The sequence below is a fragment of the Rhizobium esperanzae genome, assembly GCF_014197615.1.
GTDB lineage: Bacteria > Pseudomonadota > Alphaproteobacteria > Rhizobiales > Rhizobiaceae > Rhizobium > Rhizobium esperanzae_A.
In genome coordinates this window covers 24,680-47,085 of the sequence record NZ_JACIFY010000002.1, presented here as the reverse complement: position 1 = coordinate 47,085, position 22,406 = coordinate 24,680, and the positions used below count along the sequence as shown (strand labels likewise).

Annotated in this window: 26 protein-coding genes; 14 read left to right on the top strand and 12 right to left on the bottom strand. The window is 61.0% G+C overall.

Annotation, left to right across the window (positions count from 1 at the left end; genetic code table 11):
- The first annotated feature begins 84 nt into the window (after positions 1-84).
- The 5 genes from GGD57_RS02730 (at position 85) to GGD57_RS02710 (ending at position 4,904) form a co-directional block, all read left to right on the top strand.
- Positions 85-642 (top strand): thermonuclease family protein, encoded by a 558-nt coding sequence (locus tag GGD57_RS02730; RefSeq protein WP_184466607.1) that lies wholly within the window; start codon positions 85-87, stop codon positions 640-642.
- A 4-nt stretch (positions 643-646) separates the two neighbouring features.
- On the top strand, positions 647-1,279 hold the full coding sequence (locus tag GGD57_RS02725) for a uracil-DNA glycosylase family protein (protein WP_184466605.1): 633 nt from the start codon (positions 647-649) through the stop codon (positions 1,277-1,279).
- A gap of 70 nt (positions 1,280-1,349) precedes the next feature.
- Positions 1,350-1,838, top strand: coding sequence for an Lrp/AsnC family transcriptional regulator (locus GGD57_RS02720; protein ID WP_007816294.1), 489 nt, complete (start codon positions 1,350-1,352; stop codon positions 1,836-1,838).
- A gap of 664 nt (positions 1,839-2,502) precedes the next feature.
- Positions 2,503-3,555 carry a porin gene (locus GGD57_RS02715; protein WP_184466603.1) on the top strand — a complete coding sequence of 351 codons (1,053 nt, stop codon included), beginning with the start codon at positions 2,503-2,505 and terminating at the stop codon, positions 3,553-3,555.
- 452 nt (positions 3,556-4,007) lie between these two features.
- Positions 4,008-4,904, top strand: coding sequence for a LysR substrate-binding domain-containing protein (locus tag GGD57_RS02710; protein ID WP_184466601.1), 897 nt, complete (start codon positions 4,008-4,010; stop codon positions 4,902-4,904).
- Between the two features lie 28 nt (positions 4,905-4,932).
- On the opposite strand, the gene GGD57_RS02705 is transcribed toward GGD57_RS02710, so the two are convergent.
- Together GGD57_RS02705 and GGD57_RS02700 are read right to left on the bottom strand one after the other, a co-directional pair.
- Positions 4,933-5,616, bottom strand: a complete 684-nt coding sequence (locus tag GGD57_RS02705; RefSeq protein WP_184466599.1) for a DNA alkylation repair protein — start codon at positions 5,614-5,616, stop codon at positions 4,933-4,935.
- Positions 5,613-6,482 carry an NAD(P)-dependent oxidoreductase gene (locus tag GGD57_RS02700; RefSeq protein WP_184466597.1) on the bottom strand — a complete coding sequence of 290 codons (870 nt, stop codon included), beginning with the start codon at positions 6,480-6,482 and terminating at the stop codon, positions 5,613-5,615. Before GGD57_RS02700 ends, GGD57_RS02705 begins: the two co-directional genes overlap by 4 nt.
- A 162-nt stretch (positions 6,483-6,644) precedes the next feature.
- Between GGD57_RS02700 and GGD57_RS02695 the strand changes: the two genes are divergently transcribed.
- From GGD57_RS02695 to GGD57_RS02665, 7 genes are all read left to right on the top strand, one after another.
- Entirely contained in the window at positions 6,645-7,016 is a 372-nt protein-coding gene (locus GGD57_RS02695; protein ID WP_184466595.1) for a hypothetical protein, read from the top strand.
- Positions 7,017-7,292: 276 nt separating this feature from the next.
- Entirely contained in the window at positions 7,293-8,468 is a 1,176-nt protein-coding gene (gene ssuD / locus GGD57_RS02690) for an FMNH2-dependent alkanesulfonate monooxygenase (protein WP_184466593.1), read from the top strand.
- 305 nt (positions 8,469-8,773) lie between these two features.
- Complete coding sequence (locus tag GGD57_RS02685) at positions 8,774-9,097, top strand: ArsR/SmtB family transcription factor (RefSeq protein ID WP_184466591.1); 324 nt, start codon at positions 8,774-8,776, stop codon at positions 9,095-9,097.
- Positions 9,094-9,504, top strand: a complete 411-nt coding sequence (locus GGD57_RS02680; protein WP_184466589.1) for an SRPBCC family protein — start codon at positions 9,094-9,096, stop codon at positions 9,502-9,504. Before GGD57_RS02685 ends, GGD57_RS02680 begins: the two co-directional genes overlap by 4 nt.
- Before the next feature lie 40 nt (positions 9,505-9,544).
- Positions 9,545-9,757 carry a hypothetical protein gene (locus GGD57_RS02675; protein ID WP_184466587.1) on the top strand — a complete coding sequence of 71 codons (213 nt, stop codon included), beginning with the start codon at positions 9,545-9,547 and terminating at the stop codon, positions 9,755-9,757.
- A gap of 4 nt (positions 9,758-9,761) precedes the next feature.
- On the top strand, positions 9,762-10,232 hold the full coding sequence (locus tag GGD57_RS02670; protein ID WP_184466585.1) for a DUF1801 domain-containing protein: 471 nt from the start codon (positions 9,762-9,764) through the stop codon (positions 10,230-10,232).
- A 93-nt stretch (positions 10,233-10,325) separates the two neighbouring features.
- Positions 10,326-10,775: a DUF1801 domain-containing protein gene (locus tag GGD57_RS02665; protein ID WP_184467374.1), complete on the top strand. Its 450-nt coding sequence runs from the start codon at positions 10,326-10,328 to the stop codon at positions 10,773-10,775.
- An 11-nt stretch (positions 10,776-10,786) separates the two neighbouring features.
- Here the strand turns inward: GGD57_RS02665 and GGD57_RS02660 are convergent, their stop codons facing one another.
- From GGD57_RS02660 to GGD57_RS02645, 4 genes are all read right to left on the bottom strand, one after another.
- On the bottom strand, positions 10,787-11,263 hold the full coding sequence (locus tag GGD57_RS02660; protein WP_184466583.1) for an SRPBCC family protein: 477 nt from the start codon (positions 11,261-11,263) through the stop codon (positions 10,787-10,789).
- Entirely contained in the window at positions 11,260-11,601 is a 342-nt protein-coding gene (locus GGD57_RS02655) for an ArsR/SmtB family transcription factor (protein ID WP_184466581.1), read from the bottom strand. Before GGD57_RS02655 ends, GGD57_RS02660 begins: the two co-directional genes overlap by 4 nt.
- On the bottom strand, positions 11,598-12,284 hold the full coding sequence (locus GGD57_RS02650; protein ID WP_184466579.1) for a glutathione S-transferase family protein: 687 nt from the start codon (positions 12,282-12,284) through the stop codon (positions 11,598-11,600). Before GGD57_RS02650 ends, GGD57_RS02655 begins: the two co-directional genes overlap by 4 nt.
- Positions 12,285-12,387: 103 nt before the next feature.
- On the bottom strand, positions 12,388-13,206 hold the full coding sequence (locus GGD57_RS02645) for a class I SAM-dependent DNA methyltransferase (RefSeq protein ID WP_184466577.1): 819 nt from the start codon (positions 13,204-13,206) through the stop codon (positions 12,388-12,390).
- 155 nt (positions 13,207-13,361) lie between these two features.
- Here GGD57_RS02645 and GGD57_RS02640 point away from each other — a divergent pair, with 155 nt between their 5' ends.
- Positions 13,362-14,087 carry a DUF2270 domain-containing protein gene (locus GGD57_RS02640; protein ID WP_184466575.1) on the top strand — a complete coding sequence of 242 codons (726 nt, stop codon included), beginning with the start codon at positions 13,362-13,364 and terminating at the stop codon, positions 14,085-14,087.
- Positions 14,088-14,102: 15 nt separating this feature from the next.
- Here GGD57_RS02640 and GGD57_RS02635 read toward each other — a convergent pair whose 3' ends face one another.
- From GGD57_RS02635 to GGD57_RS02620, 4 genes are all read right to left on the bottom strand, one after another.
- The gene (locus GGD57_RS02635; RefSeq protein WP_085737484.1) at positions 14,103-14,369 is read right to left on the bottom strand and encodes an usg protein; all 267 of its coding nucleotides are present in this window, start codon (positions 14,367-14,369) and stop codon (positions 14,103-14,105) included.
- A gap of 218 nt (positions 14,370-14,587) precedes the next feature.
- A complete protein-coding gene (locus GGD57_RS02630) occupies positions 14,588-15,418 on the bottom strand; it encodes an ABC transporter permease (protein WP_184466573.1) in 831 nt (276 codons plus the stop codon).
- A complete protein-coding gene (locus GGD57_RS02625) occupies positions 15,415-16,221 on the bottom strand; it encodes an ABC transporter permease (RefSeq protein WP_184466570.1) in 807 nt (268 codons plus the stop codon). The genes GGD57_RS02630 and GGD57_RS02625 overlap by 4 nt, the downstream gene beginning before the upstream one ends.
- A gap of 114 nt (positions 16,222-16,335) precedes the next feature.
- Complete coding sequence (locus tag GGD57_RS02620) at positions 16,336-17,109, bottom strand: transporter substrate-binding domain-containing protein (protein ID WP_003569151.1); 774 nt, start codon at positions 17,107-17,109, stop codon at positions 16,336-16,338.
- A 333-nt stretch (positions 17,110-17,442) separates the two neighbouring features.
- Between GGD57_RS02620 and GGD57_RS02615 the strand changes: the two genes are divergently transcribed.
- A complete protein-coding gene (locus GGD57_RS02615; RefSeq protein ID WP_184466569.1) occupies positions 17,443-19,692 on the top strand; it encodes an OmpA family protein in 2,250 nt (749 codons plus the stop codon).
- Between the two features lie 60 nt (positions 19,693-19,752).
- Here the strand turns inward: GGD57_RS02615 and GGD57_RS02610 are convergent, their stop codons facing one another.
- Entirely contained in the window at positions 19,753-20,511 is a 759-nt protein-coding gene (locus GGD57_RS02610; protein ID WP_184466567.1) for an alpha/beta hydrolase, read from the bottom strand.
- Between the two features lie 55 nt (positions 20,512-20,566).
- Positions 20,567-22,336: a cytochrome c biogenesis protein DipZ gene (locus GGD57_RS02605; protein WP_184467372.1), complete on the bottom strand. Its 1,770-nt coding sequence runs from the start codon at positions 22,334-22,336 to the stop codon at positions 20,567-20,569.
- Positions 22,337-22,406: the final 70 nt, after the last annotated feature.

Below are 22,406 nucleotides of genomic sequence, written 5' to 3'. Positions count from 1 at the left end.
AGGGTGGATAAGAGCTTAACCGGCAATTCTTAAGAAGATGTTTGCCATCTTTGCCAAGGATTTGTTTTTTAAGGAGGCGAAAGCGTGACACGGGGCCTGCGCCTGATTCGCGACGGCGTGATCGCTTTTGCCCTGCTGGCGCTCCTGGCGCTGATTGCCGCCAAGCTCAACGATGCAGCGAGAATCGAGCGTGCTGGCGCTTTTCATGCTGCCGACGGCGACAGCCTGACATTGGGAGACGAACGTTTGCGCCTCGAAGGCATCGATGCGCCTGAGCTCCGCCAGAGCTGCGAAAGGGCAGGGAAGGCCTGGGCTTGCGGGCGGGCGGCGCGTGAAGCGCTGCAGGGTATGGTCCTGGCATCGGGAACGCTTTGTCAGGGCAGCCGGCGCGACCGCTACGACAGGCTGCTCGTCGTCTGCCGGAGCGGGACGAGTGGCGATATCAATGCCGCCATGGTGCGCCTGGGCATGGCCATTTCCTATGGCGGTTATGGTAAGGAGGAGGCCGAGGCGAGGGCCGCGAAGGCGGGCCTTTGGGCCGGGGCTTTCGAGCGGCCGCGTGATGTGCGCGATCACGCGCGCCACAAATCCGGCTTCGACGACGCCCTGCGTTTCATCCGGCAGATCGCCGGGTGGGAGTAAAGAGATGACCGACGAAGCCACCCTGGAGATACTGCGGAGCGAAATCGCATCCTGCCGCATCTGTCGGGATATGCCGGCGAAGGGCCCTGAATATCGGCTGCCGCACGAGCCGCGGCCGGTGGCCGTGATCTCCTCGAAGGCACGCATCCTGATCGCCGGGCAAGCGCCGGGGCTGAGGGTGCATGAAAGCGGCCTGCCGTTTGACGATGCCTCTGGCGACCGGTTGCGGTCCTGGCTCGGCGTCGACAGGACAAGCTTCTACGACCGCGACCGATTCGCCATCGTGCCGATGGGGTTCTGCTTTCCCGGCTACGACGACAAGGGCGCAGATCTGCCGCCGCGCCGCGAATGTGCGCCATTCTGGCGGCAAAGGGTGATTTCGGCGATGCCGCAGATCGAACTCGTGCTGGTCATCGGTCAATATGCACAGGCCTGGCACATGGCCGACGAAAAGCAGGGCAATATGACCGAGACGGTGCGGGCATGGCGCGACAGCCTTCTGTCCAGCCGGTTACCTGCGGTGCTGCCGCTGCCGCATCCGAGCTGGCGCAACAGCGGCTGGCTGAAGCGTAATCCCTGGTTTGAGGGCGAATTGCTGCCGGTCTTGCGAGGGCGGACGAAAGTACTGCTTTCCTGAAACAAAATTCTTTTCGTCGTGCGGAATCGCGTTATACAAAGAAAAATAATTCGAAAGGACTGTTGTGCGCATGGACCGCCTCGACCGCAAAATACTGCGTCTGCTGCAAGAAGATTCGACCCTTGCCGTGGCCGATCTCGCCAAGAAAGTCGGTCTTTCGACGACGCCGTGCTGGCGGCGCATTCAGAAGATGGAGGAAGACGGCGTCATCAAGCGGCGAGTCGCCATCCTCGATCCGGAGAAGGTCAACACCAAAGTCACCGTTTTCGTGTCGATTCGCACGGCCACACATTCGATCGAATGGTTGCGACGCTTTTCCGAGGTCGTTGCCGAATTCCCCGAAGTGGTCGAATTTTACCGGATGAGCGGGGATGTCGACTATCTCCTGCGAGTCGTCGTGCCCGATATCGCCGCCTATGACGCCTTCTACAAGCGGATGATCGCCAAGATCGAGATTCGCGACGTCTCTTCCGCCTTTGCGATGGAGCAGATCAAGTATTCGACGCAGCTGCCGCTCGACTACATGCTTCTGGAGAATGCCAAATCCAACGAGGATTGAAATCGGCGTGCGGCCTGCGGCCGCACGCCGAAATTGCGCCAGAATTGAGGTGCCGGAGGCAATCCGGCCATTTTGAGTCCCGATCTGGAAGCGCAGGGTGCGGTTGAATGTGGTTGCGACCGCAAAAAAGCCCCAGAAATAGCGAAAAAACGCTCGAATTTTACCAAACCCTCAAAATAAATAGCTTAATAAAGAATATGAGACTATGCTCATCGACAACCCGTGAGCGTTGTGTCAACATTTCGTCTCATTGGTATCGAATTCAGGACACCATGTTCTAAGCCGCCGCCTTGTATGTGTTGGTTAGCCGGCGGTAGAGTTTACGCACTTCACCATTATGTTCGACAGGGGTCGAACGGTGGAGAATTTGACGAATGGGCTATAGTTTTACGGCTTGCGATGGAAGATTTCCGTCGCGGAGCCGTTTGGCGTGTTTTTTGTCTAAATAATTGAAATTGTTGTATAAAAATCACGCCTACGGGGAAAGTAGCTTCGGTAGGCCCATCTCACGTGTATCAAGAATTGCTTGATAAGGCGGTGTATGGGATGACGGTTTGGCGGTTCGATCGATCCGCACGCCGAGATGGCTGTTCAAACTGGGCCGGCTTCAAATCGACTACCCGATTGGAAGCCAGCCCCGATCGACAAAGGAATGGATTGGTAAATGAACATCAGAATGGTTTTGCTTGCATCAGCAGCAGCATTTGCTGCATCGACGCCGGTTCTTGCAGCTGACGCTATTGTTGCTGCTGAGCCGGAACCGGTTGAATATGTTCGCGTCTGCGACGCTTACGGCACCGGCTACTTCTACATCCCGGGCACCGAAACCTGCCTCAAGATCGAAGGCTACATCCGTTTCCAGGTTAACGTTGGCGAAGACGTCGGCGGCGATTCGGACTGGGATGCAGTCACCCGCGGTCAGGTTCAGTTCACGGCCAAGAGCGACACCGAGTATGGTCCGCTGACCGGCGTCATCGTCATGCAGTTCAATGCTGACAACGCCACCGATCAGGAAGCCATTCTCGACTCCGCTTACCTCGACGTCGCGGGCTTCCGCGCCGGTCTCTTCTACAGCTGGTGGGACGACGGCCTCTCCGGCGAAACCGACGACATCGGTTCTGTCGTAACGCTGCACAACTCCATCCGTTACCAGTATGAAAGCGGCACCTTCTACGCCGGCCTTAGCGTCGACGAACTGGAAGATGGCGTTTATCAGGGCACCACGGATGCAGCCGGTGTCTTCACCGCGGACGACGGCCCGAACAACGTTGGCGTTGCCTTCGGCGTTGGCGGCACTGCCGGCGCATTCAGCTACCAGATCACCGGTGGCTGGGACGTCGACAACGAAGACGGTGCTATCCGTGCAATGGGTACGGTTGACATCGGCCCCGGCACGCTCGGCCTCGCTGGCGTTTACTCTTCCGGCCCGAACTCCTACTACTCGTCGGCTGAATGGGCTATCGCTGCCGAATACGCTATCAAGGCAACCGACAAGCTGAAGATCACCCCGGCCGTTCAGTACTACGGCAACTACTTCGGCGGCGGCAAGGATGTTCCGAGAGACTGGGATGGTCTTGGCGATGCTTGGAAGGTTGGTCTGACGGTTGATTACCAGATCGTCGACAACTTCTACGCCAAGGCTTCGGTTCAGTACCTCGATCCGGATGATGGCGACGACTCCACGACGGGCTACTTCCGTCTGCAGCGTTCGTTCTAATCCACTTAGTGGATGCCCCCGGTTTTCGGGCCGGGGGCACTTCAAATCAGTTTCTGATCCGAGTGACCTCCGATCAGCTACGGGGACGGGTCCGGTCTTCCCTGCCGGACCGTCCTTGCAGCGTTTTTAACGTGCAGTCTTCAAGTTAGTCTTTCGATAGACTTTTCAGGTCGTGGAACTGGCCCGTTTGCTTGTCGCACGCCAGCGTCTTCGCGATCTCGTTTCTCGATCAACTCCCTCTTCAATTTTCAAGCGCGCTAGATTGATCGATAGCACCATCGTGCGGACGGGCGCTGTTGGCCGATTCTCGCTTTCGCCGCCGGCTGGCTTTGCCGCAACAGGCCGCGAAAAGAAATTCCAATGCCGACAATGTGATTACCGCTTTTGGGAAGAGGAGATACAACCTTTGCAGGGGGCTGGCATTCATTCCTTCACTCGGATAGCTTGTTCTTATGGACGATCTCAACGATTACTATTATTTCGCCGCTGTCGTCTCCAGCGGCGGTTTTGCTTCTGCAAGCCGCGATCTCAAGATACCGCGTTCGAAGTTGAGCAGGCGGGTCAGCCGGCTTGAGGACGGGCTTGGCGCAAGGCTCATAGAACGCTCTACACGTCACTTCCGAGTGACGGAGATCGGCCAGGCTTTCTACGAAAGATGCCAGACTATTCTGCAGGAGGCCGACCGCGCCAAGTCGATCGTCAGCGAGGCCCAGTCCGATCCGCAGGGCGTGGTGCGAATGGGGTGCCCGCTCGGCCTCGTCGATATTTCGGTCGGCGGAATCCTGCCTGAATTCCTGGAGCGTTATCCGAAGATCAAACTGCAGATCATCGGCTCCGACCGGCGCGCCGATCTCATCAATGAACGGATCGATCTTGAGGTGAGGGCGACCAACGAGCCGGAAACGCAGACGAGTCTGACGATGCGCAAGCTCGACCGGGCGCGGCGCATCCTCGTTGCAAGTCCCTCGCTCATCGAGCGCACGGGTCGCCTCAATTGCGTGGACGAACTCGCCGAGCTGCCGACGCTGGCAATGACCTCATGGGTGTCGTTCCACAGCTGGGAACTGATCGGCCCGAATGATGCCAGGCGGGTGATTCGGCATCAGCCGAGGCTCACCTGCCGCAGCATGACCGCCATTCTCGACGCGGCCCGTGCCGGTCTCGGCTTCGGCCTTCTGCTTGAAAGCGCCTGTGAGGCGGATCTCCAGGCCGGCAGGCTGGTGCGGGTGCTGCCGGAATGGCAATCGGAGGAAAGCCAGTTCTATATCGTCTTCACAACCGCCAAGGGCATGCCGCCGGCGGTCCGGGTGCTGATCGATTTTCTGGTCGAAAAATCCAGACATCATTGACGAAGCGGCGAGGGCTTCGGCATTCGCTCTATCTCAGCCGTACCAGCAGCTTTTCGCCGGTCAGCTCCTTGGCGGCATCCTTGCCGATCCAGCGGGTAGTTTTGTCGGGGCTTTCCGCCAGGACTCTCGCGAGTGCGAGCGCCGGGGCATGGCAGGCGAGATTGCGCTTGCCGATACTGCGGAGTGCCCAATTGACCGCCTTGCGCACGAAGTTTCGAGGGTCGCCGGAATAGGCTTCGATCAGCGGCAGCCAGGCAAGGATGGTGGCGTCAGGCTCCTTCTTCCGATGAACCGCGGCACCTGATATCATGGCGAAGGCAGTGCGCCTGACAAATTCGCGCTCATCACCGGCGAATTCCGACACGAGCTCGTCGAGCCGGGCCTCGACGAAGAGATCGGCGGCGCAGTCGACGATCTCCCAGGAGTTGAAATCATTGGCCCAATTTCGCGCATCATCCGCCGTCAGCCGCTTCGGGTCGGCTGTAAAGAGAGCAAGCAGACGGGCTTCGCGGATGTCGCTGCGCCAGAGCTGCATAGCCCTGGCGTGATCCTTCTTCGCTTGCCTAGCGACCGCTTTGATATCGGGATTGGGGATGCCGAGGGCGCGGTTCGTGACAATGCCGAAGCGCGCCATGCAGGCGATATTTTCCTCCGAACGCAGCATTTCCAGATGCGCGATCAGTTCGGCTGCGCCGGAGGCTGACGTGATCATTTTTCGAGGCGGGCGAGCAACGAGGATGTATCCCAGCGATTGCCGCCCATCGCCTGGACGTCGCCATAGAACTGGTCGACGACGGCGGTGACCGGCAGTTTGGCGCCGTTGCGGCGGGCTTCGGTGAGCACGATGCCGAGATCCTTGCGCATCCAGTCGACTGCGAAGCCGAAATCATATTTACCGGCGTTCATCGTCTTGTGGCGGTTTTCCATCTGCCAGGAGCCGGCGGCCCCCTTGGAAATCACTTCGACGACCTTTTCGATATCGAGACCGGCGCGCTTGCCGAAATGCAGCCCTTCGGCAAGCCCCTGCACGAGGCCGGCGATGCAGATCTGGTTGACCATCTTGGTCAGTTGGCCCGAGCCTGCCGGCCCCATCAGACCGACCATGCGGGCATAGGCGTCGATGACGGGCCTGGCGCGTTCGAAGACGGCCTCGTCACCGCCGCACATGACGGTCAGGACGCCGTTTTCGGCGCCGGCCTGGCCACCGGAGACCGGGGCATCGATGAAGTCGACGCCTTTCTCCTTTGCTGCGGCATAAAGTTCGCGGGCGACCTCAGCGCTGGCGGTCGTGTTATCGATCAGCACGGAACCCGGCTTCATGCCGTGCAGGGCGCCGTCCTTGCCTGATGTCACCGATCGGAGATCTTCGTCATTGCCGACGCAGACAAAGACGAAGTCGGCTCCGGCGGCTGCCTCGGCCGGGGTGGGGGCGGACTTGCCGGAGAATTTCTCGGCCCAGGCGGCAGCTTTTTCGGCCGTCCGATTGTAGACGGTGACATCGTGGCCGCCCTTCGTCTTCAGATGACCGGCCATGGGAAATCCCATGACGCCGAGACCGATGAATGCGACTTTAGCCATATGTCCTATCCTTATCCCAAGTGCGAGGCTTCGAGAATTAACCGAAACGGCGAGAGCAGAAAAGCCGTGAAGACGGACTTCGTTCCGATTGACGCATCGAAGCTGGCCGTCATTCGCTCGAACCCTAGATTGAGGAAAAACCACAATGTTTCCGGGGGAGAGATGAACGAAGTTCCGACGATCAAGGCGCGGCGCAGAGGCCGCAACGGAATGCAGGCGATGCTTATTCCATCGCAACAGATGGTCGCAGAGCGGATCCGGTCGGCGCCGGAAGGTGTTTTCACCGAGGTCGGTGTCCTTCGCCGCCGTCTCGCTGCCCAATATGGGGCGGATGCCTGTTGCCCGGTGACCGTGCAGCGGCATTTGCGCGCGATTGCCGAAATGTCCTTCGATGCCATAGAAAAGGGCGAGCCGGTTTCGACGGTTACGCCCTATTGGCGCATGGTGGATCCCGAAAGCCTGCTTGCGACGCGCCTCGCAGGCGGCCCCGGCTTTATCCGGGAGCGGCTGGCCGTCGAACGTCGGGAGGCGTGACGGCAGGCGCTTGCCGACGAGCGCCGGAACGGGGAAAAATATTCCCCGTAGCGGACGACAATGGAAAATTGATATTGTCGATATAATTGATAGTCTATGCCAATATCCTGACGACCGAAGGCTACTCTTGAGGGCACCCGGCAAGCTGCCATCGATCGACAGGATATTGCAGATGTTCACGCGCAGACAGAGCCCCGGCATTCCTCCCACCGCCTGCCAAAGGCCGGCTTAGCCGCGCGAACTGAATTTCGAATTTCGCAGCAAAGGACCGTTTCCATGACCGCCACATCCGATCCCATCAATTTCCTCTGGTTCATCCCGACGTCGGGCGACGGCACCTATCTCGGTTCCGCCGATCTCAACCGCGCGCCCGAGATCGGCTATCTCACGCAGATCGCCCAGGCGGTCGACCGGCTCGGCTATTCCGGCGTGCTGCTGCCGACCGGGGTTGCCTGCGAGGAATCCTTCGTCACGGCGGCGGCTCTTGCCGCCAAGACCGAGAAACTGCAGTTCCTGGTGGCGATCCGTCCCGGCACCGCGTCACCCGCTTATTACGCTCGCCTTGCAACGACGCTCGACCGCATTTCCAACGGCCGTCTGCTGCTTAACATCGTCGTCGGCGGCAGCCCGGCCGAACTTGCCGGCGACGGCATTCATCTCGAGCATGACGAGCGTTATGCCCATGCCGAGGAGTTCTTCACCGTGTTCGAAGAACTGCTGGACAAGGGTACGGCGAGCTTCGACGGCAAATATATCAAGGCAACCAATGCGCGCCTCGGCTTTCCCTCGGTGCAGAATCCGCGTCCGCCACTTTATTTCGGCGGCTCGTCGGATGCCGGCATCGATTTCTCCGTCGGCCGCGTCGACAAGTACCTGACCTGGGGCGAACCGCCGGCGCAGGTGGCCGAGAAGGTCGCCAAGGTGCGCAAGGCCGCCGCCGAGCGTGGCCGCCAGGTGAGCTTCGGTATCCGCCTGCACTTCATCGTGCGCGAAACCGATGAAGAGGCATGGGAGGCGGCCGAGCGACTGATCCGCCATCTCGACGACGATACGATCCGCGAGGCGCAGGAGCGTTTCGTCCACGAATCCGACTCGGTCGGCCAGAAGCGCATGGCAGCCCTTCATGGCGGCCGCCGCGATAAGCTCGAGGTCTCGCCGAACCTGTGGGCGGGCGTCGGCCTGGTGCGCGCCGGCGCAGGCACGGCACTGGTCGGCTCGCCCAAGACGGTGGCCGCGCGTCTGCGCGAATATCAGGAGATCGGCATCGATACGGTGATCGGCTCCGGCTATCCGCACCTGGAAGAAGCCTATCGCGTCGCCGAGTTGCTCTTCCCCGAGCTCGGCATCACTCGCGAGCAGCAGCGCCTGGCCTTCAACAATGAGTTCGGCCGCAAGCAGATTTTCGCAGGCGGCAGCCATGGCGGCAACCTGAAAGTCGTCTCCGGCTCCTGAACCAGAACGAAGACGCCGAGCTCGATATCGCCGGAAGCCGTTTATGGCTTTCGGCATTTTGTTGCCACGACAAGGTCTCGGTATCCTGAGGGCAGTCTTCAGGAGGCGATCCAGCGTGATCTGGCAAAAATTGATGCATAGCCGATAGGCTATGCGCTGTTGGCCGATGATCTTGTCGAAACCGCATGTGCTTTGCGGTCGGCAATGCTTTACGCGCCTTATTGCGTCAATTTTGTTCGTCGCTTGACGAACCCATACCTTTGCAGCTATAGGTAAATTCATAGCTAACGAGGTATGGATTGCAAATGCCCAATGCTCCGGACGTGCTGTTCAGGACACTTGCCGATCCCACCCGGCGGGCTCTCTTCGAGCGGCTGTGCCGGGAAGGCGAGAAGACGGTCGGGGCTCTGACCGCCCGGGCCGGGGTCTCGCAACCGGTCGTCTCAAAGCATCTCGGCATTCTCAAGCAAGCCGGATTGGTGCGCGACCGGCACGAAGGCCGCCAGACGCATTATAGCGCGCAGCTCGGCGCGCTTGCTCCGCTCGTCGATTGGACGAGCGAGATGGCCGGCTTCTGGCAAAACCGCTTCAACGATCTCGAAGATTTGCTGAAAAGGATGGATCAATGACCGACATATCGACAGAAACGCGCTCCGTCGTCATCGAACGGGAATTTCCTTTTCCCTCGGAAAAGATCTGGCGGGCGCTCACCCAGCCCCACCTGATCCAGGAGTGGCTGATGAAGAGCGACTTCAAGCCGGTCGCTGACCATCGCTTCCGCTTCAACGCCGATTGGGGTTCGGTCGACTGTAAGGTTCTGGAGGTCGAGCCGAACAAGACCCTGTCCTATACGTGGGATGCCTATGGTCTCGAAAGCACCGTCACCTGGACTCTCACTCCGACCAGCACGGGCACGCACCTGCGCATGGAGCAGGCGGGTTTCCGGCCGGATCAGCGGCAGGCTTACGGCGGCGCCAGGAGCGGATGGACACAGTTCATTGCAAATCTGGAGCAGGTGCTGGCGCGGGCGGAGTGAGGCCGCCCAGCTCGGGCTGATTTCAACGGAGGAGGTCTCATTGAAGTGGAACAACTGGTTGCGGCAGATGCACCGCTGGCTGTCCGTTGCCTTTACCGTGGCGGTCGTTCTCAATATTATCGCCATGGTACAGGAGAAATCGACCGTTTGGGTGGGCCTCTTGGCGCTGTTGCCGCTCGGCTTGCTTCTGGTGACCGGTCTCTACCTGTTCGTGCTGCCCTATGCCGCCAGGTGGGGCGGAAGATGGGAGTGAGGCAATGGCCGGCAAGACCTCCAAGGCCGCAGCGAAGGTCGGAAAGGCGATGGCCGCCGAGCCTACCGCGGCAGAGCCGAAACTTCTTTCAGGCGGCAACCCGCAAATCCCCAAGGGCGACGGTGAGGCTCGGGTGCAGGCTTACATCGCCGCCATGCCGGGCTGGAAAAGCGACCTTGGACGCCGGCTCGACGCGCTGATCACGCGCACCGTGCCTGGCGTCTGCAAGGCGGTTAAATGGAACTCGCCCTTCTACGGCATCGAAGGGCAGGGCTGGTTCCTCGGCGTTCATTGCTTCACGAAATACGTCAAGGTGGCGTTCTTCCGGGGCACGTCGCTGCATCCTCTCCCGCCCGGCCAATCCAAACAGAAGGACGTGCGCTACCTCGACATCTGCGAGGACGACGAAATCGACGAAGCCCAACTCGCCGCCTGGGTGGAGCAGGCCAGCCGTTTACCCGGCGAACGGATGTGAGCGGACAAGAATTCAAAGCGTTACAGCGTCCTTTGTGCGTGCCAGAAGACGCGCGGCGTCGTCGGTCATCGGTATGCGGGGGCAATGACAACCGTGAAGAAAGCGACAGCAACCATGAAGAAGAGCGATTCCGGGGACGGAAACGAGGGAACCTCTCCCTCTCAGCTGATCGATGCAAGGATCGAGGAACTGGCCGATTGGCGGGGCAAGATGCTCTCCCAGGTTCGAGCGCTCATCAAGCAGGCCGAGCCCGAGGTGGTTGAGGAATGGAAGTGGCGCGGGGTTCCGGTGTGGGAGCGTTCCGGCATCATCTGCACTGGAGAGACTTACAAGGGCGCAGTGAAGCTGACCTTCGCCAAGGGCGCCTCACTGGAAGACCCTTCGGGACTTTTCAACTCCAGCCTCGAAGGCAATACCCGCCGCGCCATCGATTTCCATGAAGGCGACACAATCGATGAGGAGGCGTTGACGGCGCTCATTCGCGCCGCCGCCGCGCTGAATATGTCAAAGGTTGCCGGCTCCCGGAAAAAAACAAGCGGCTGAGCGTTGCTCGCTTAATGGATCGGGCTCGTCTCACGCTCGAGAAAAAGTTCGAGATTGTCGAGGCCGATCTCGGTGCCTTGGAGGCGGGCGCCGTTGTCGGCGTAGCCGTCGAGGAAGACGACCTGCTCGGTAAAGACCATTCTGGTGCCGGCAGGTTCGGCTTCGAAGGCGACGGTTGCGAGCGAGGCGGAGATCCGCCTTTCTCCGAGCTTCATCTCGTAAGCGTAGATGATGCGGGCATCGGGCACGTTATCGATATACTGAGCGTCAAAAGCGTGCAGGAGGCCGTCGGAATCGGCGACGTGGTTCCTCTCGGCGCCGCCCGGGCGGAAATCGAGCGCGTAATCCAGTGTCACCCATTCACCGTGGCAGGCGAACCATTGGCGCTTGGATTCCGGCGTCGACCAGGCGCGGAAGACACGGGCGAGCGGCGCCTTCAGGTGGCGCTCGATGACGAAGGTGGCGTGTTCGGCGGATGGTGTCGTCATTCGGGAAAGGTCTCCGTCTCTTCGGCAAGATATTGATCCAGCCTGTCGAAGGCGGCGCTCCAGCGGGTCTTTCGCTGTTCCACCCAGCGCTCGACGGCGGCAAGCGCATCCTGCTGCAGGCGGTAGGTCCGTACCCGGCCGGATTTTTCGGAGAGCACGAGGCCGCTGTCCTCCAGCACCTGCAGATGCTTCATCACCGTCGGCAGGGCGACCGCGAGCGGTGCTGCCAGCTCGGTGACGGAAGCCGGCCCGCGACCGAGGCGGTCGATCATACCGCGGCGACTGCGGTCGGAAAGCGCATGGAACATGCGGTCGAGATCCGCCTGGCTTTCGATCATCCCGCCGTATCCCGGAAGCGGGCCGGCAGCCTGTCATGATAGGGATAGAATTTGAAGTAGGGGCGGGCCTCTTCCAGCGCTCTTGCAAAGGGCGGGCGAGCCAGCAGCCGATCGTAATAGGCGCGAAGCTTCGGCTGGTCCTGTGAGAACGGCACCAGCGTCTCGGCATAGAAGAGGGCGGGGGCCGCGGCGCAATCGGCCATGGTGAAGGCTTCCCCCGTTATCCATTGCTTGTCGGCGAGTTGCTTTTCGATCATCGCATAGGCGGTGGCGAGTGTCGTCCTGGCGGCTGCCATCTCGATCTCGTCGGCCGTGCCCTCGGGGCGCCGGCGATTGCTGACGAGCGTCTGCATCGGAGCCTGGACATAGTGGTCGAAGAAACGGTCCCACAACCGGACCTGCAGCGCACGGTCGATCTCCAGCGGCAGGAGGCGAACGGGACCGGGATAGTAGTGATCGAGATATTCGATGATGATCGACGTTTCGGGAATGGTACTGTCGCGCGCTTCGTCCCTCAGCAGCGGCATCTTGCCGACCGGCCAGAAGCGGAAGAGATCGGCGCGCGAACTCTCGTCGGAAAGATCGACGAGACGATTGTCGAAGGGCGTGCCGTTTTCATAAAGCGCAATCAGCACTTTGTGGCAGAAGGAGGCGAGCGGATGTCCATAGAAAACGAGCGACATGCGGCGACCTTTCCGATCGTTGCGGTAAACTTTACCGATCGACTAAGTATCAGGTCGGAAGAAATCGCGCAACAGATACTTCGCCAATCGTGCAACTATTCCGTCAGCCGAGATACTTGGCGATCACCAGATGGCCGGGCGTCGGCTGGCCGTCTTCCATACGCACGTTGATATCGGTTATTTCGACGAGTTCGAAACCGGTGGCTGTCAGCCGTTCCCTCACATAGGCATCGGCATGGGCGAAGCGCTGGTGCGGGCCGACCATGTAAGCGCGGCCGGCGAGGGTCTCCTCCGGCAGGGTTTCCGACGAAAAGACGAACAGGCCGCCGGGCGCCAGGTTCTCGGCGGCGCCGAAGAACAGCGGTTCGAGCGCGCCGAGATAGGGCAGCACGTCGGTGGCGGTGATGATGTCGAAGGCTTCCTCGTCATTGTCGTCGAGGAAATCCTCGACCTCGGCGACGAAGAGCGTCTCGTAGAGATCTTTCTCATGGGCGATTTCGACCATATTCTCCGATAGGTCGATGCCGGTCATATCCTCGCAGATGTCGCGCAGGGCGCCGCCGGTCAGGCCGGTACCGCAACCGAGATCGAGCAGCCGCTTGAACGGCCCGAGCTTCAAGGCCTGCAGGCGTTGGCGCACCAGCATCGGCACGTGATAACCGAGCTGCTCGACGAGCACGTCTTCGAAAACCTCGGCATGCTGGTCGAACAAGGTCTCGACATAAGCATCGGGCGCCTTGACCGGCGTTTCGCCGCGACCCATCGCGGCGATGCGCACGGCCGCGCCACCGTGATCGTCGGGGTCGATTGCCAGGACTTCCTCATAGGCTGCTACGGCCGCGTCGACATCGCCGGCCTTTTCCAGCGCCAGCGCGCGGTTGTAGGCTTCGCCGAGGGCTTCTTCGTCGATCTTCTTTGCCATCGCAATTCACCGTTTCTGTGTTTTCAGGCATGGCTCTTTGTTTCAGGCATGGCTCTAAGGCCGCTTTCGATGTTTTGCAATGGCGCGCTTGCAGGCGCAGAATGACGATTACCTATGATCGACCGGCTGAAAAGAAGACGAAGGGAGGAAAAACCATGGAGACCAAGCAGGACAGGGTGCCGTCGGCAAGGGAGGAAGAGGGTATGCGGATACCGCTGATGCCCGGCACGCCTGGTGAAATCACCAATTCGCTCAGCCATTATTACCGCGGCGAACTCGGGCGGATGACGAGTTGGCGCGACCGCATCGACCGGACGTCGAACTGGGCGATCACCGTTGTGGCGGCGCTGCTGTCGGTGTCGCTGTCGACGCCGACCTCGCATCACGGTGTGCTGCTGTTCGGGATCATGCTGGTGACGCTGCTGCTGATGATAGAGGCGCGACGCTACCGCTTCTTCGATATTTACCGGGCCCGTATTCGCCAGGTCGAGCGCTGCTATTTCGCCCAGATCATGGCGCCCGACGCCAATGCCGGCAGCGAATGGGCTACGGTTATCGCAAACAGCCTGCGCAAGCCACGTTTTCTGCTGAGCTATCACGAGGCGATGCACCGCCGTCTCAAGCGCAATTACGGCTGGATGTACCTGATCCTGTTGCTTGCCTGGTGCCTGAAGATCTCGACGCCGAAACTGCAGACGGAAGGTATGCCGGCATTGCAGGCGCAATCATGGACCTATGTCATCGACAATGCCGTGCTCGGGCCGATTCCCGGCCTTGTCGTCATTGCCATCGTCCTTACCTTCTATCTCGGTATGCTCGCTTTCGCCCTGCGTCCCGACCGCGACGAGGGCGAGTTCGGTCACGGCGAGGCGCATGTCTGACGTAGCCGGCTCCGATCAGTGCAGGATGAACTCGCCTTTCAGCGCCCGCCACTCGGTTGCCGAGATCAGCTTGCGGTGGACGTAGCGCACCGAGTGCAATGGCCCGTCGAGCTTTTCTTCCCAGAATTTCAGGAAGCCGCGCATTTCGGGAAAATCGGGGGCGAGGTCATACTCCTGCCAGACGTAGCTTTGCAGGATCGCCGGGTGGTCGGGCAGGTGGTAGAGGATCTGGGCTGTCGTCAGACCGTAGCCCTGCAGTTGCTTTTCCATGTCCTTGTGCATCGTATTCCGCTTCTTCTCGTTCCCACTCGCGCGCTTATTAGCGCTGCGTGATATGGAAGCATGCGAGTGGTTGACGAAAACTTTACAGGCACTTCAGAAAAGAACAATTGATTTTTAATATCAAAGGCTTGGCAGCATATTGCCGAGAGTGCTGCCAAGCGGTTTCCCGTTGATGCGCGCAGTTCCCAAAACCGCGACACAGGTTTGGGCGTCATGCATCAGCGCTTGAGATGGCGGGTCAGGCGGCGCTCGATCCAGGCCCAGAGATGGCGCAATGCCTCGACGATGGAGAGATAGAATATCGCCGCCCAAAAATAGGTCTGGTAGTCGAAGGTGCGGGAGAAGGCGTAGCGGGTTTCGCCCATCAGGTCGAGCACGGTGATAATGGCGACGACCGCCGAGCCCTTGATCAGCAGGATGATCTCGTTGCCATAGGGGCGAAGTGCGACGATGAGAGCCTGTGGCAGGACAACTTTGCGGAAGGCGATGAACTTGTGGATGCCGAGTGCGGCCGCCGCCTCCCGCTGGCCGTGCGGTACACTTTCGATAGCGCCGCGCAAGATTTCCGCCTGGTAGGCCGCGGTATTGATGGTCATGGCAAAAAGACCGCAATACCAGCCTTCGCGGAAGAACCACCAGAGACCGACGGCCTCCAGCTGTGGCCGGAACACGCCGAGGCCGTAGTAGACCAGGAACAGCTGTGCAAGCAGCGGCGTGCCGCGGAAGAAGTAGATATAGCCGTAGGCCAGCCAGTTCAGCACCCGGCCGCTCGACAGGCGCGCCATCGCGAGCGGCAGCGATAGGAGAGCGCCGCAGGCGACGGAGATGGCAACGAGGCTCAGTGTTACCCCAAGTCCGTGCAGGTAGCGCGGCCCATAGCGGGTGAACTTCTCTGGATCCCAGCCATTGATGACGGTGTAGACCAGCAGCGCGGCGAATAACGCCCAAATCGCAACGAGAATATAGCCGGCAAGGCGGGCGCCCGTTATCGGCTTTGCCACTTTACGGGGCGCGGGCTGCGGCGGGATCAATGTTTCAGCGTAGCTCATCGCCGGACCTCCGAACGCTTGGCCCAGCGCTCGACATAGACGAGCAGAAAGGAGGAGAGGACGGCGAGCACCAGATAGAGGCAACAGGCCAGCCCATAAAAGAAGAAGGGTTCCTTGGTTACGCGTACCGCCACGCTCGTCTGGCGCAGAATATCGGCAAGGCTGATGATCGAGACGTAGGAGGTGTCCTTCAGCAGCACCATCCAGAGGTTTGTCAGGCCCGGCAGCGCGATGCGCACGAGCTGTGGCAGAATGATCAGCCGCAGCGTGCGGCCGTGATGTAGCCCAAGCGCGTCGCCCGCCTCATATTGCCCCTTGGGAATGGCGCGAAAGGCCGAGAGCAGCACTTCCGAACAATAGGCGGAAAAGACCACCGACAGCGCGATGACGCCGGCGAGGAAGGCGTTGATCTCGACCGGCGGTCCATCATAACCGACGAAGGTCAGCAGAGACTGGATCAGCATCTGCATGCCGTAATAGATGATGAAGAGCGTCAGAAGCTCCGGCAGGCCGCGGAAAATCGTGGTGTAGATGCCGGCCGCCAGCCGCAGCGGCTTTTCCTCCGACTGCTGGCCCAGCGCCACGAGAAAACCGATGACAAGCCCGATCGGCAAGGTGACGATCGCCACCGAAACGGTAACTTGCAAGCCGAGCGCGATCTCGTCGCCCCAGCCGGTATCGCCGCACGCAAGAAGCGTCGACTGACCAAACCAGGTGAAGATGCCGACGGGTCCGCACAGCGGATCGAAAATGTGCACAAGTGAGCTCCAGAAGGAGCCGAGCGCGGAAAACAATCCGCCCATGCGTGGATTCCCCTCACGGCTTTTGCCGTTTTGATCTTGCTACCTTTGTCAAACAAAAATGGCGGAAGAGCAAGCCTTCCGCCATTCGCTTTTGTCGGCCAGATACCGAATTTCTTATTCGCCGTAAACGTCGAAATCGAAGTACTTGTCCTGGATCTTCTTGTACTCGCCGCTGGCGCGGATCGCAGCGATTGCGGTGTTGAGCTTTTCCTTGAGCGGATCGCCCTTGCGAATGGCGATACCGGCGCCGTTGCCGTTGATTTCCTTGTCGACCGGCAGGGTCGTCAGGATCTTGCAGCAGGCGCCGGCGTCGGACTTGACCCATTCGGAGAGCACGACGACGTCGTCGATGACGGCATCGACACGGCCGCTGGAAACGTCGAGCTTGTATTCGTCAGCCGTCGGATAGAGCTTCAGCTCGGTGTCGGCGAGGTGCTTCTCGGCGTAGTTGGCATGCGTCGTGGAAGTCTGTGCGCCGATGACCTTGCCCTTGAGGCCGGCAACGTCAGTGATTTTCGAATCCTTCGGCACGGCAATGGCCGGAGGGGTGTTGTAGTACTTGTTGGAGAAGTCGACGAGCTTGAGGCGCTCCGGCGTGATCGACATCGAGGAGACGATCATGTCGAACTTCTTGGCGTTGAGCGCCGGGATGATGCCGTCCCAATCGGTGCTGACGAAGGAGCATTCGGCCTTCATCTCAGCGCAGAGCGCCTTGGTGATGTCGATGTCGAAGCCCTGGATCGTGCCGCTGGCATCGACGAATTCGAAGGGCGGATAGGTCGAATCGGTGCCGATCACATACTTCTCGCCGTCGGCCATGGCCGAGCCGGCAAAGAGAGACATCGCCGCGATCGAGGCTGCCGCGAAAATACGGGTGGAGATATGCATGAGGATCCTCTCTGTTGGTAGCCGTCGCGCATTTTTCTCTTGGGCTGACGGCTGCTGTTCAACGGTGACGGGGCACCGCCTTGCCGCGATAATCAGACTTTTTTTCATGGAAATGCAACAGAAATTCCCGCGCGATTTGCCGCGCAAACAGCGGGCGAGATGAACGGCGCCGGACTGCAACATTCATGTAAGGTTAATCCCCGAATTCCTAGAACCGGAACAAATCGGCAGCTTGGCGCTTTGCCATTTCGCCGTTTCGCCTCAATGCGACGCTAGGGGCGGAAGCAGGGCCTGTCGGCCTTCAGGAAGTTCAAACAGGATCGAGGAAATCCGATGGGCATGAAATCAAGATTGTTCGCAAGCGCGGCTTTTCCGCTGCTTTCTCTCTCGCTGGCTTTCCAGCCGGCATCGGCGCTGGCCGCCATACGCGGCGTTCAGACGCAGGCCGAGGCCGTGCGGCAAGTTGACCAGGGAAGCTTCGAAGTGGCGCAGGATGCGCCTGCCGACGCACCTTCCGACGAGGAACTGCTGAAGAAGAAAAAGCATAAGGAGAAGGAAGAGGCTCCGGCTGAAAAGGCTCCGGCCGCCGAGCAGCCGAAGGAAGCGCCCGCCGAAAAGCCGAAAGCGGAGCGGAAGGAGGCGCCGGCGCCTGAACCCAAGGCAGAGCCGGAACCGCCGAAGGCCGAAGCGCCGAAGGAGGAGCCCGCGCCCAAGGCCGAAAGCAAACCCGAGCGGAAAGCCAAGCAGGAAGCCCAGCCCGAGGCAAAGCCGGAGGCCGCGCCGCAGCAGGAGCAGCAGCCGGTAACGCAGGAAAAACCGAAAAAGCCTAAGAAGCAGGAAGCCCAGCAGGCCGAGCCGGAGGCTCAGCCGGCACAGGAACAGCAGCCGGCCGCGAAGGAGGCTCAGCCCGCGACCGAGCAGGCTCAGCCTGAAGCCAAGCCGGATGGCGGCAAGCAGAGGCCGCGCGACAAGCAGGATAAGGGGCAGGACAAGGCCCAGGGCAAAGAGAAAGGCAAGGGCAAGGCGGAGACCGCTGCGCCTGAGGCGGTGACGCCGGCCGAGGAGCAGGCCAAGCCCGAAGTCAAGCCGGAGGCAAAACCTGCCGCCGAGGCGCCTGCCGAGCAGAAGCCGGCAAAGGGGGAGGCCGCAGCCCCCGCCGATAAGACGACTGGCGAGAAGCCGGCCGCAGACAAGACGACCCAGGATAAGGCGACCCAAGACAAGGCGACCGAAGAAAAGGCGGCGGCACCTGCTGTCGCACCGGCAGAAAAGCCGAAGGACGGCACCGCGGCAAAGCCTGCCGGTGAACAGCCGGCCGCGCCGGCGACCGACACCGCTCAGCCGCTGCCGGATGCCAATGGTGGCCAGCAGGCGGAGCAGGCCATTCCGGCGCCTGAGAAAGTATCGCCCGAGGAGCTGGAACGCCGCAAGAAGATTGCTGCAGATCCGGCCAAGAGCAATGAGACCGTCGTGCTGCCGGTCGAGAACGGTGCCGCCGTGCTCGACAGCGATAAGGATGCCGACCGCAGCAAGGGCCGGGAAGGCCGCCGCGACCGCGACAAGCAGCGCGGCGATAGCCAGGAGGTGAAGGTGCCGACCTCGGATGCCGATGCGCAGGCCGCCACCGGCGCCAAGGCGCCGGCGCCGATCAAGCTCGAGGCGGTGACCAGCGAGAAGGGCACGAGGCTCAACGAGCGGCCACAATTTGCCCGCCCCGACGGTGCGCGGTATAGCGACAGCCAGGACGACAGCCGCGTCATCATCCAGTACAACAATCAGGTGATCGTGCGCGGCGACGACGACAGGCGGTTCCTGCGCGACGGCGAGCGGCCGACCTACGAGGAGCTGTCGGGTGATCGCTACCGCGAGACGATCATGCGGCCGGAGGGCTACCGCATCGTCACCATCCGCAATCGCTACGGTGACATCATCCAGCGGTCGCGCGTCGATGCCCGCGGACGCGAGCACGTGCTCTATTACTCCCAGGACCTCTATGAGGATCCGGACCGCGATTATTTCGAGGATCCGGGCGCCGACCTGCCGCCGATGCGGCTGCGCGTGCCGCTCAACGATTACATCATCGATACCCGCAGCGATCCGAACCGGGATTATTACGAGTTCCTGAGCGAGCCGCCCGTCGAGCCGGTGGAACGTGTCTATTCGCTTGACGAGGTGAAATATTCGGCCCGTATCCGCGACAAGGTGCGCCGCATCGACCTCGATACGGTGACCTTTGCGACCGGCAGCGCCGAGATCCCGATGACCCAGGCGCGCACCCTGCGCAAGGTTGCCGACGCGATCAGCCAGGTGCTGAAGAAGGATCCGAGCGAGACCTTCCTGATCGAGGGTCATACGGATGCCGTCGGCACCGATCAAAGCAATCTGGTCCTCTCCGACCAGCGCGCCGAATCGGTCGCCAATGTGCTCTCCGACGTCTACGGCATCCCGCCGGAGAACCTGGCGACCCAGGGCTACGGCGAGCGCTACCTGAAGGTCAACACGTCAGGCCCCGAACAGGAAAACCGCCGCGTCACCATCCGCCGTGTCACAGCGCTGGTCCGCCCGGTCGCAGCCAACCAGTAAAGATGTCTTGCCCCTCTCCATTTTGTGGAGAGGGGCAATTCGTCCGTCGCCATCCGACTACTAATCGCCGGCTTTGTTGGCGGCTTTTTCGATGGCGTCGGCGACCTTCTCCGGCTGGGACGCGAAGACGGCGTGGCTGGCTTTGATCTCGGTTACTTCGCTGCCGGCTCGTTTTGCCATGTCGCGCTCGAGCCCGGGGTTGATGGAGCGGTCTTCCGTGGCGACGATCGACCAACTGCGCTTCGTGCGCCATGCCGGCTCGGTGATCTTGGCGGCGAATGCCTGTTTCGAGGCGAAGACCTGCGATCTCGCCAGGAAGTCGGCTTCGGCTTTTGGTAGGTCGGCGGCGAAATCCGCGGCGAAGGCGCCCGGGTCGAGATAGAGATACTCGCCGTCCTTCGTTTCCTTGATATCCATGCTGCCGGCGGGCTTCGAACTGGCGAGGTTCAACAGGCTTTCGCCCTTGTCGGGCTGGAAGGCCGCGACATAGACGAGGCCTGCGACATTGGGGTCGTTACCGGCTTCGGTGATAACCATACCGCCATAGCTGTGGCCGACGAGGAGGACCGCTCCTTCCTGGAGGTCGAGAACCCGCTTCGTCGCCGCAACGTCCTCCACCAGCGAGGTGAGGGGCTCCTGGACGATGGTGACGTTGAAGCCGCGCTTTTCGAGAATCTCCGTCGCCTTGCGCCATCCCGAGCCGTCGGCGAGCGCACCGTGGACGATGACGATGTTCTTCACCGCGGCAGCCTCAGCTGTGAAGGCGGTGGCAGTGGTAGCGAAGGCGAGGGCTGCGGTGAAAAGAAGACGTTTGTTCATGGACTATCACTCCTTTGGTCGTTGTTGAGGATCGGGATATTGCCGCCCTTCAGGTTCAACCGAATGTGAAGGCGTAGGCCTGGACGCCGGGATCGAGAAAACGGATCTCGAAGTTGCGGGCGGCGACGGTGCCGGACTGGCGGACGAGCTGGTAGAGCCTTGTTGCCGTCACTGTGCCGTTGCCATCGGCATCGATGTCGGAGCCATGGTCCGGCCCGGGTGCCTTGCCGTCGACCGTTACCTGGAAGCGGATCGGTTTGCCGTCGGCACCGGGCCCGAGAACGAGATGCAGGTCGCGGGCGCTGAAGCGGTAGGCGATGCCGCCGCCAGGCTGATCGAGCGTCGCCTGATCCTTGCCGACAGTCCAGGTTCCCGACAAGCCCCATCCATTGAGGCCTGGTTCGGCGATCGAATAGGTGTGTGGGGCGTCGGCTTGCAGGCCTTCGGGAGAGGCGAAATTCGCCGTCTGCTCATAGCCGAGATATGTCTCGCCGGAGCGGATGTTGCCGAGGTCGGGGCCGGCTTCCACGCCCTTCGCATCGGGCGTGACCAGCGCGCTTGCCGCCATTTCACTGCCGGCCTCGCGCAGCAGGTCCTGAATGGCCTTCTCGGTCCTGCCATAATTGCCTTCGCCGAAATGGTGGTAGCGGATCTGGCCCTTGGCATCGATCAGATAGGCGGCAGGCCAGTAGCTGTTTTCGAAGGCGCGCCAGATTTTGTAGTCATTGTCGATGGCAACGGGATAAGCGAGCTTGAAGTCGCCGACCGCCTTCCTGACGTTGTCGATCTTCTTTTCGAAGGCAAATTCCGGAGCATGGACGCCGATCACGACGAGACCCTGATCGGCATATTTTTCCGCCCAGGCCCTGACATAGGGGATCGTCCGAATGCAGTTGATGCAGGAATACGTCCAGAAATCGACGAGCACCACCTTGCCACGCAGTTGCTCCGTGGTCAGCGGTTTGGAATTCAGCCACTCGACGGCGCCATCGAGTGAAGGCGCAAAACCTTCGACGGGCAAATCGGCGCGGAACGGTTTCTTCGCATCGGCAATCATCACATCGCTGCCGGCGACCTCGGAAGTTGCGCCGGCGGCGGGCTTGGCATGCAGCCTGTCGAGCACGGCCTGTTCCAGCGATGCGGTGCTGGCATAGGACAGCCGTGCCAGCAGGCTGGTGTCCAGGCCGAGCGCGATGACGGCGACGCCGGCCAGGACGGCTGCGCCGAGCGCCTGACGGATGCGGTCGCCGAAGCCGAGGGAGCGTTTCATGGCGGCGAATATGCTGCCGCCGACAAGCAGGGCGACGGCAAGCGAGGTTGCGGCGCCGGCGGCATAGGCAATCAGCAGGAAGGTCGTTTGCAGGTTGGCGCCCTGCAAGGCGGCGCCGGTCAGAACCAAGCCGAGGATCGGCCCGGCGCAGGGCGCCCAGAGCAGTCCGGTGGCGATGCCGAGAATAGTGGCGCTCTTGATCGTTGGGGCGGAGCGTCCGCCACTGTTGGCGTTCATGAGGTTGTTGCCGAGATCGACGATCGGCCGGGCAAGCGTGCTTGCAAAGCGCGGCGAAAGCAGGCTCGCGCCGAAGAGCGCCAGCAGGACGATTGCGGCAAGGCGGCCATATTCATTGGCGCGGATGGCCCAACTGCCGCCGACTGCGGCAAGGGTGGCGACAAGGGCGAAGGTCGCCGCCATGCCGACAAGCATCGGCAACGTGCTCCTGACGAAGGGCTGTCCGGCACGGGCGAAGACGAAGGGGAGGATGGGCAGGATGCACGGGCTGAGGATCGTCAGCGCGCCCCCGAGATAGGCAATGATCAGAAGTGTCATCATCGTTTCCTTTGAAACCGATTGATCGGGCTCTGGACGGCGATGGGCCTGAACCAGCAACGGCGGGGAT

Coding starts and splice junctions, on each gene's coding strand:
- GGD57_RS02695 (WP_184466595.1), top strand. CDS start 6,645: ATGAACGAAGTTCCGACGATCAAGGCGCGGCGCAGAGGCCGCAACGGA.
- GGD57_RS02655 (WP_184466581.1), bottom strand. CDS start 11,601: ATGATCGAAAGCCAGGCGGATCTCGACCGCATGTTCCATGCGCTTTCC.
- GGD57_RS02605 (WP_184467372.1), bottom strand. CDS start 22,336: ATGACACTTCTGATCATTGCCTATCTCGGGGGCGCGCTGACGATCCTC.
- GGD57_RS02635 (WP_085737484.1), bottom strand. CDS start 14,369: ATGCACAAGGACATGGAAAAGCAACTGCAGGGCTACGGTCTGACGACA.
- GGD57_RS02625 (WP_184466570.1), bottom strand. CDS start 16,221: ATGGGCGGATTGTTTTCCGCGCTCGGCTCCTTCTGGAGCTCACTTGTG.
- GGD57_RS02615 (WP_184466569.1), top strand. CDS start 17,443: ATGGGCATGAAATCAAGATTGTTCGCAAGCGCGGCTTTTCCGCTGCTT.
- GGD57_RS02720 (WP_007816294.1), top strand. CDS start 1,350: ATGGACCGCCTCGACCGCAAAATACTGCGTCTGCTGCAAGAAGATTCG.
- GGD57_RS02620 (WP_003569151.1), bottom strand. CDS start 17,109: ATGCATATCTCCACCCGTATTTTCGCGGCAGCCTCGATCGCGGCGATG.
- ssuD (WP_184466593.1), top strand. CDS start 7,293: ATGACCGCCACATCCGATCCCATCAATTTCCTCTGGTTCATCCCGACG.
- GGD57_RS02630 (WP_184466573.1), bottom strand. CDS start 15,418: ATGAGCTACGCTGAAACATTGATCCCGCCGCAGCCCGCGCCCCGTAAA.
- GGD57_RS02680 (WP_184466589.1), top strand. CDS start 9,094: ATGACCGACATATCGACAGAAACGCGCTCCGTCGTCATCGAACGGGAA.
- GGD57_RS02685 (WP_184466591.1), top strand. CDS start 8,774: ATGCCCAATGCTCCGGACGTGCTGTTCAGGACACTTGCCGATCCCACC.
- GGD57_RS02715 (WP_184466603.1), top strand. CDS start 2,503: ATGAACATCAGAATGGTTTTGCTTGCATCAGCAGCAGCATTTGCTGCA.
- GGD57_RS02705 (WP_184466599.1), bottom strand. CDS start 5,616: ATGATCACGTCAGCCTCCGGCGCAGCCGAACTGATCGCGCATCTGGAA.
- GGD57_RS02725 (WP_184466605.1), top strand. CDS start 647: ATGACCGACGAAGCCACCCTGGAGATACTGCGGAGCGAAATCGCATCC.
- GGD57_RS02650 (WP_184466579.1), bottom strand. CDS start 12,284: ATGTCGCTCGTTTTCTATGGACATCCGCTCGCCTCCTTCTGCCACAAA.
- GGD57_RS02640 (WP_184466575.1), top strand. CDS start 13,362: ATGGAGACCAAGCAGGACAGGGTGCCGTCGGCAAGGGAGGAAGAGGGT.
- GGD57_RS02660 (WP_184466583.1), bottom strand. CDS start 11,263: ATGACGACACCATCCGCCGAACACGCCACCTTCGTCATCGAGCGCCAC.
- GGD57_RS02645 (WP_184466577.1), bottom strand. CDS start 13,206: ATGGCAAAGAAGATCGACGAAGAAGCCCTCGGCGAAGCCTACAACCGC.
- GGD57_RS02670 (WP_184466585.1), top strand. CDS start 9,762: ATGGCCGGCAAGACCTCCAAGGCCGCAGCGAAGGTCGGAAAGGCGATG.
- GGD57_RS02610 (WP_184466567.1), bottom strand. CDS start 20,511: ATGAACAAACGTCTTCTTTTCACCGCAGCCCTCGCCTTCGCTACCACT.
- GGD57_RS02700 (WP_184466597.1), bottom strand. CDS start 6,482: ATGGCTAAAGTCGCATTCATCGGTCTCGGCGTCATGGGATTTCCCATG.
- GGD57_RS02710 (WP_184466601.1), top strand. CDS start 4,008: ATGGACGATCTCAACGATTACTATTATTTCGCCGCTGTCGTCTCCAGC.